Source organism: Microcoleus sp. LEGE 07076, from assembly GCF_015207455.1.
GTDB lineage: Bacteria > Cyanobacteriota > Cyanobacteriia > Cyanobacteriales > Microcoleaceae > Microcoleus.
The window spans coordinates 1-7978 of record NZ_JADEWV010000246.1 but is presented as its reverse complement, the minus strand read 5'-3'; the positions used below and the strand labels follow the sequence as shown (position 1 = coordinate 7978).

Genomic DNA, 7978 nt, shown 5'->3' with positions numbered 1-7978 from the left:
TCCCCAATTCCCAATTCCCAATCCCCAATTCCCAATTCCCAATTCCCAATCCCCCATTAACGAAACATGGAAAATATCGCCGACAATCCACAGGAGGAAATGCAAGCCGATATGTACTTAAAACCTAAATTTAAGCTTTCTTGGCAGGTAATATTTGCCGTTTTAATGTTTTTTTATATGTACCTGCCCATTTTAGTCCTCACATTTTACAGCTTTAACAAATCGCGTTTTAGCGCAGGCTGGGAAGGATTTACTTTAGATTGGTACGTTAAATTATTTAGCGATACGCGGATTTTAATTGCCCTGAGAAACAGTTTAACAGTGGCTGTTTTTGCAGTTGCAATTTCTGCGGTACTCGGCACTTTAATGGCCGTTGGTTTAGCCCGCTACCGCTTTCCCGGCAAAAGTTTATATCAGGGAGTTTCCTACTTGCCGATTATTATTCCAGATATTGCCAGCGCGGTTGCTACTCTAGTATTTTTAGCAGCGCTCTCTATTCCTCTGAGTTTGTGGACAATTGTCGCCGCCCACGTTGTATTTTGTCTGGCTTACATCGCTCTAGCTGTTTCTACTAGATTAGCAGATTTAAACCCGTATTTAGAAGAAGCTGCCTTGGATTTGGGTGCAACGCCTGTGGAAGCTTTTATTCAGGTTTTGCTACCTCAATTAATACCTGGAATTGTTTCGGGTTGTCTGCTATCTTTTGTCCTCAGCATGGATGATTTTTTGATTGCGAGTTTCACCGCAGGTAGCGGCACTACAACTCTTCCCATGGAAATTTTTAGCCGGATTCGGACTGGGGTGAAACCTGATATTAATGCTCTGAGCGTGCTGTTGATAGTCGGTTCGGGAGGATTGGCATTTTTAGCGGAATATTTGCGCGGCCGCAGCGACCAAAAACGGGCTCGTTAGTCATTAGTCGTAGGGTGTGTCGCCACAAAAAATTTCAACTCAATATCGACAATCGATCGAGCGACGCACCCAATCGGATTGAGAAAATATCTGTCTTAATCCGCATTAAGAAGCGATTTCCCTATAAGTCGTAGGGTGTGTCGCCACAAAAAATTTCTCACTCAATATCGACAATCGATCGAGTGACGCACCCAATCGGATTGAGAAAATATCTGTCTTAATCCGCATTAAGAAGCGATTTCCCTATAAGTCGTAGGGTGTGTCGCCACAAAAAATTTCTCACTCAATATCGACAATCGATCGAGCGACGCACCCAATAGGATTGAGAAAATATCTGCCTTAATCCGCATTAAGAAGCGATTTCCCTATAAGTCGTAGGGTGTGTCGCCACAAAAAATTTCTCACTCAATATCGACAATCGATCGAGGGACGCACCCGATCGGATTGAGAAAATATCTGTCTTAATCCGCATTAAGAAGCGATTTCCCTATGCTTTTTAAGGGTTGATAACGCCCGCCGATTGATGTCAAGTCCCGTCTATTACCATAACAAAAACAGTTAGTTCGTAGTCCGGACTTCAGTCTGCAGCCAAGCAAGCGGACTGAACTCCGCACTACGAACCGAACCTATTTATTGGAGTGAATCCACCAGACATGATATGACGATCGCCAGCAACGAGGTTACTCAGGGCGGTGCTAACTAACCGTAAGGTGCGTCAGGGGAAAAATTCTTAATCTGCGATGTCACATTCAGACCTGACGCACCCTACAATAACTAACCTTCCGCTCGGGAAGGTGGTAATTTCACCTTAGTAGCTAAACCTAGCGCTTCCAAAACTTGAATTGTCATCCAAGTAAAGTCTATTTCCCACCATTTCATACCGTGACGCGCCGAGTATTGATAAGCGTGGTGGTTGTTGTGCCAGCCTTCGCCGTAAGTCAAAACAGCAACCCACCAACAGTTAGTAGAGCTATCTTCGGTTTCGTAAGTGCGGTAGCCAAATTTGTGAGTTGCACTGTTCACAAACCAGGTGCAGTGATACACGAACACTAAGCGCACAAATATTACCCAAACTACAAAGGGCCAGCCTGCTACTAAGTAGAGCAACACGCCAAAGGCGATTTGCATTGGCAGAAAGTAGTCTTGCAAAAATTGGTAAAATGGGTCGCTCGAAATGTCTTTTGTGCAGCGGGGAATTTCAGCGTGAGCGGGGCCTTTATACAGCATCCAGCCGAGGTGACTCCACCAAAAACCCTGCTGGGCATTATGAGGGTCGAGGTCATTTTGGTCGGAGTGGGTGTGGTGCAATCGGTGCAGCCCAATCCAATCAATTATTCCTCCTTGGCACGCAAGGGCTCCACAAAAAGCTAGAAAGTATTCTACGAATTTTGGTGTCTGAAAACTGCGGTGGGTGAGCAGGCGATGCCATCCGAGAGTTATTCCCAAACCACCTGTTATCCAGTGCATGAATACTGTTAAACCAACTGCTGTCCAGTTGAAGTTACTCGGAAGCAATGCGAACAAAGCGCCGATATGAAGTCCTACTAAACTAATAATATGTTTCCAATTGTATTGGAGTTTGTCTTGTGTTGCGATTGTCATTCTTTTTTTTATTTTTGATGAGATGCAGCTCGGGATTTACGCATAGGAGTTTGGATTGAGTCGTGAAATTAAAAATTTTGGCTGCGAAACAAAAAATTTTTTTTCTAAATCTATTATAACTGATTGTGGTTGTGGTTGGGTCGATCGCGCCAGACGATTCATTTTCAGTTCAACCCAACCTTACCGAGCGTAAAAACTGGCTAATTAGTCAGTTGGCAGTTGGCAGTTGGTAGGGGCGGTGCCTGTGAGAGCTGGCCCTTCTTAGTTGGCAGTCAACAATGCCGAATGCCCAATTACCAATTACCAATTACCAAATTACTATTTTTCTGCTAATTTCACTTTGGTTGCCAAACCCAGTGCTTGCAGCAGTTGAATTGTCATCCAGGTTATGTCTATTTCCCACCATTGAAGTCCGTGGCGAGCGGAGTATTGAAAGGCGTGGTGGTTGTTGTGCCAGCCTTCGCCGTAGGTGAGTACAGCCACCCACCAGCAGTTTGTGGAGCCATCGCCCGACTCGTAGGTGCGGTAGCCAAATTTGTGGGTAGCGCTGTTCACCAGCCAAGTGCAGTGGAACACCACTACGATCCGCATAAATACACCCCAAACCACGAAAGACCAGCCGCCTAATAAATAAAGCAACACACCGAAGACAACTTGGATGGGGATAAAATATGCTTGGAGAAACTTGTATACTGGGTCGTCGCCGATGTCTTTGGTAAAGCGCGGGATTTCAACTCGGATCGGCAGATCCGAGAGCATCCAGCCCATGTGGCTCCACCAGAAACCTTGATTGGAATCGTGGGGGTCTGTTTCGGTGTCTGAATGTACGTGGTGCAATCGGTGCATTCCTACCCAGTCGATCGGACCGCCTTCACAGGACAGCGTGCCACAAATAACTAGAAAATACTCTAGCCATTTTGGTGTTTGAAAACTGCGGTGCGTAACCAGACGGTGAAATCCGAGAGTAATTCCTAAACCACCTGTTACCCAGTGCAGGAATACTGCTAAGCCGACAGCAGACCAGCTAAAATTACTCGGCAGCAAAGCAAATAAAGCGCCGATGTGCAGAAAGGCCATAAAGCCTACGACAGGCCAATCAGGAGAAGTTTTTTTGGAAGTTGCAATCGTCATGAATATATTATGTTTACAAACTAGAGGCCGCATCTACGCGATAATCAACTGCGCGCACGCAAATGGTGAGCGAGGTTATAGATGAATAGCGTTTCACGGCTACAGGAAGCAGAACAGGCACTCTTTCAGATTTTTTCTGGTATTGACGCCACAGTCAAGCAAAATCTTCAACGAGTCTTAAAAGCTTTTCGCAGCCACCGGGTTGGAGTCCAGCATTTTGCAGGGGTTACGGGTTACGGCCACGACGATTTGGGTCGGGAAACTCTGGACGCGGTGTTTGCCGCGGTGGTAGGGGCAGAGGCGGCGGCTGTGCGGGTACAGTTTGTTTCGGGTACTCACGCGATCGCCTGTGCTCTTTTTGGCGTTTTGCGTCCTGGTGACGAAATGTTGGCAGTGGCTGGTTCTCCCTACGATACTTTAGAAGAAGTGATCGGCTTGCGCGGGCAAGGTCAAGGTTCACTGATTGAGTTTGGCATCCTTTACCGTGAGTTGCCTCTAACTCCCGAAGGAAGTGTGGATTGGCAGGCACTGAGCTCTGCTATTTCAGGAAAGACTCGCCTGGTTTTGATCCAGCGCTCTTGCGGTTATTCTTGGCGATCGAGTTTGTCTATTTCTGAGATTGAAAAAATCGTCGCCATAGTCAAACATCAGAATCCTAGCACAATTTGCTTTGTTGATAATTGTTACGGGGAGTTTGTTGAGGATTGTGAACCTACTGCTGTGGGTGCGGATCTGATGGCTGGTTCTTTAATCAAAAATCCGGGGGGTACGATCGTCCCAGCAGGCGGTTACGTGGCCGGGAGGGCCGATCTGGTGGAAGCTGCAACTTGTCGCTTGACAGCCCCCGGCATCGGCAGCAGCGGAGGCGCAACTTTTGATTTGAATCGCTTGCTTTTTCAGGGTTTATTTTTGGCCCCGGGGTTTGTGGGGGAAGCGCTCAAGGGCAATCATTTGACAGCTTATGTTTTTTCTAAGTTGGGTTATCGGGTGAATCCGATTCCTTTGGCGAGGCGCAGGGATGTAATTCAGGCGATCGAATTCGGTTCTGCTAATAAGTTAATTGCTTTTTGTAGGGCGGTTCAGCAAAATTCCCCTGTGGGTTCGTATTTAGATCCGGTGCCGGCTCCGATGCACGGGTACGAGAGTCAGTTGGTGATGGCTGGTGGTACTTTTATTGATGGGAGCACGTCGGAGTTTTCGGCTGATGGACCTCTGCGCGAGCCTTACGTGGCTTTTTGTCAGGGGGGGACTCATTGGACTCATATATCGATCGCCCTAGAAGCTGCGATCGAGGCTGTAGGGCCAGCTAAGTAAGTCATACAATCCAATATCTTGTATGGGCGGGTTCACCCATAATTATCGAACTCAAAGCCAACAAATTCATAAACCCGCCCCCGCCCATACCTTATACCATTTTTCTAAAGATGCGATAGAGATCGAGGACGACCGGGCATTGTAATCTCATTTACCTTCTGACGAAAATCTGTCATAACTTTAAAAAAATGGTATTAAGTCTCGATCAAGTTATGCCGATCGCCAAAATGCCTAAAATTTTATTCACGTCTTTGAGATAATACTCGCTTAAATCTATTTCTATTTCTTGCCCTTGCAGTTTCAGGAATTGCCAAATACTTCCCGTTGTTACAACTCCGTAAATTGCCTCAACTTCATTACCCGATCGCTCGTTAAATATTTTAGCAGCAACCATTTCAGCAGCGCACTGCCCCAAACCAGCATTAATATTTTCTTTTTTGGCTTCGACAATCGTAATTACTGGGGCAGTAATTATAAAAACTTCTGGCGATTTGGTAACAATAAAATCACAAATTCCTTTTAACCCTTTAGCTTCGTCAACGGTGAAATCAACTCCAGAAAATAAATTTACTGACTCATTCTTTTGTCTTTTCAATTCTACCAAAATTGGAGCTATGATCAGTTCCGATCGAGCTTTTTCGCTGTTGCTGCCGCGGACGATCGGCTGATAGTATTGCAAAGTATCTTTCAGCCATTGACTGCTTTCTACTTCAGGTGCGTCCGCAAAAATATTTAACCTTTCCAAAGTAGTTAGGTTAAAGTCTTTTTTGACCATTTCTAAATTAAATTCACTGTAAGCCATTGCGGTTACTTTGTACTATTTATTAGAGGGAGTATTCACCATTAATTTTAACTCACATCTTGTACAAATGACTAATGATTCTTGGTTTGGTGCGTCGCTCATCGATTGTTTATTTTTTGAGAGATTCTTTGTGGCGACGCACTCTACGACTAATGACTAATGACTAATGACTAATTGCCCGATCGGCTAAATTTGTCACTAAACGTCCGTCTTCCATGTAGATAATGCGATCGGCAATATCGAGAATCCGATTGTCGTGCGTTACGAGCAAAATCGTGCAGCCTTGTTCCTTTGCTAGTTTCTGCATAATTTCTACCACATCTCGCCCGGATTGTTTGTCCAAAGCCGCCGTAGGTTCGTCCGCTAACACTATTTTAGGCCGACTGACTAACGCCCGGGCGATCGCCACCCTTTGTTTTTGTCCTCCCGATAAATTTTCAGGGTAATAATTGACGCGATCGCCCAAACCCACAGCCTCCAACATGGATATTGACAAAGCATCCATATTCTGATTCAGCATTTCCTTGTGCAATTCCAAAGACATCCGCACATTTTGCTTAGCCGTCAAAAACGTCATCAAGTTATGCGCTTGAAAAATATAACCAATTTGCTTTCTCAACTTAGTTAACTGATTCTTACTAGCGCCGCGTATTTCTTCGCCCAGAATATTGAGACTCCCTTCTTGAGCCGAACGCAGGCCGCCTAACATCGTCAGTAAAGTTGTTTTACCCGAACCAGAAGGCCCCGTCATAATTACTATTTCCCCAGAGTTGATATCTAGATTAATATCAAATAAAGCTTGTTTTTTGAGTGAGCCTTTGCCGAAGTAATGGTTGAGATTTTTGACTGAAATTACAGCTTGATTTGTGATAGTTTTGTCGAAGTTTGCGGGAGAATTTAGGGTTTGCATGGTAATTGTTGGTGATTTTTTTACCGCTTATTCTTCAGTCGGCGGAGGCCGACTTTGTTTGTGTAGACGCGGTTTCAACCGCCGAGTTGTTATCTTCTAGAAAATGTCTGCGGGGTCTGCCGATCGCAATTTCCGCAAAGCCAGCGCCCCAGAACCAGTACACATCACAATCGTCAAACCCAATACAGTAGTCGCTCGATTTACCGTCATCGCAATTGGCAGCAATGTAGCAGATTGAGCCAAAGAATACAGCCCATTAGCCAAAACAATTCCCGGCATAAAACCCAAAACAGCTAATAACAAAGCTTCCTGAACTAAAACTCCGACTAAATAGCGATCGCTATATCCCATTGCTTTTAAAGTCGCGTACTCAGCCAAGTGATCCGAAACATCAGAGTAAAGAATTTGGTAAACAATAATCAAACCAACCACAAATCCGATAATTGTACCAAATCCAAAAATAAAACCGATCGGAGTAGCATTTCCCCAATAAGCCTTTTCAATTTCCGCAAATTCTGCTAAAGTCAGAACCTTAACATCATCCGGCAAAATAGCTTTCAACATTGACTGAACTTTTAGGATTTCAGCCCCCGGTTCCAACTGAATTAAACCCACATCAACTTCATCTGGTTTGCGTTCTGGAAATAAATTCATGAAGGTAGAATCGCTAGCAATAACATTGCCATCAGCTACGAAAGAAGTACCCATAGTAAATACTCCTCCTACTTGAATATTGCGTTTATTAAGTTCAGTTTCGAGGGTAGATTGTGTATTAACAATATTTGCAATGTCCCCATACTCAGGTCGAGAAGCTTGGTCAAATAACACATGATTGAACATTTGAAGTTGAGCCAAATTCTGATTGACATCTGGCAAAATAAATGTTGTGTTGCCAGGATCTATGCCAAAAATCAAAATTGCTCGCGTAGTGCGGTTTGTGGGATTTCGCCACTGTCCCATCCCAATATATAAAGAAGTGACAGACTTGACTCCTGCGATTCCTTGTGCTTGATAAAGTCGCTCTCTTTTGAACTGTTTTACCGCAGCAAAAGTTTCAAATTGGGGATTGATTAACACTAAATCTGTCTGTAAACTTTCGTGGGGCTTAACTGCTGAGTCAAAAAGTGCATCTTGAAAGCCGAGTTGCACAAAAATCAGAATATCTGCAAAGGCAATTCCGGCGATAGCAACAGCAAGACGAGTTTTTTCTCTGGTTACTTGCAACCAAGCAAGGGGTGTTTTGCGAAACATAAGCTTTGTTATTTGTTATTTGTTATTTGTTATTTGTTGCTTCAAGTTGGCGTTGC

Annotated in this window: 7 protein-coding genes; 2 read left to right on the top strand and 5 right to left on the bottom strand. The window is 44.5% G+C overall.

What is annotated here, in order from left to right:
* Positions 1–66: 66 nt before the first annotated feature.
* The gene (locus IQ270_RS26040) at positions 67–912 is read left to right on the top strand and encodes an ABC transporter permease (RefSeq protein WP_193976063.1); all 846 of its coding nucleotides are present in this window, start codon (positions 67–69) and stop codon (positions 910–912) included.
* Positions 913–1686: 774 nt separating this feature from the next.
* On the opposite strand, the gene IQ270_RS26035 is transcribed toward IQ270_RS26040, so the two are convergent.
* Both IQ270_RS26035 and IQ270_RS26030 read right to left on the bottom strand, forming a co-directional pair.
* On the bottom strand, positions 1687–2514 hold the full coding sequence (locus IQ270_RS26035) for a fatty acid desaturase (protein ID WP_193976062.1): 828 nt from the start codon (positions 2512–2514) through the stop codon (positions 1687–1689).
* Positions 2515–2832: 318 nt separating this feature from the next.
* Positions 2833–3645, bottom strand: coding sequence for an acyl-CoA desaturase (locus IQ270_RS26030; RefSeq protein WP_193976061.1), 813 nt, complete (start codon positions 3643–3645; stop codon positions 2833–2835).
* Positions 3646–3726: 81 nt separating this feature from the next.
* Between IQ270_RS26030 and IQ270_RS26025 the strand changes: the two genes are divergently transcribed.
* On the top strand, positions 3727–4959 hold the full coding sequence (locus tag IQ270_RS26025; RefSeq protein ID WP_193976060.1) for an aminotransferase class I/II-fold pyridoxal phosphate-dependent enzyme: 1233 nt from the start codon (positions 3727–3729) through the stop codon (positions 4957–4959).
* 205 nt (positions 4960–5164) lie between these two features.
* On the opposite strand, the gene IQ270_RS26020 is transcribed toward IQ270_RS26025, so the two are convergent.
* The 3 genes from IQ270_RS26020 to devC all read right to left on the bottom strand — a co-directional run bounded on the left by IQ270_RS26020 (position 5165) and on the right by devC (position 7922).
* Positions 5165–5761, bottom strand: a complete 597-nt coding sequence (locus tag IQ270_RS26020) for a hypothetical protein (protein WP_193976059.1) — start codon at positions 5759–5761, stop codon at positions 5165–5167.
* A gap of 163 nt (positions 5762–5924) precedes the next feature.
* Entirely contained in the window at positions 5925–6671 is a 747-nt protein-coding gene (locus IQ270_RS26015) for a DevA family ABC transporter ATP-binding protein (protein WP_193976058.1), read from the bottom strand.
* Positions 6672–6767: 96 nt separating this feature from the next.
* Complete coding sequence (devC, locus tag IQ270_RS26010; protein WP_193976057.1) at positions 6768–7922, bottom strand: ABC transporter permease DevC; 1155 nt, start codon at positions 7920–7922, stop codon at positions 6768–6770.
* Between the last annotated feature and the right edge of the window lie 56 nt (positions 7923–7978).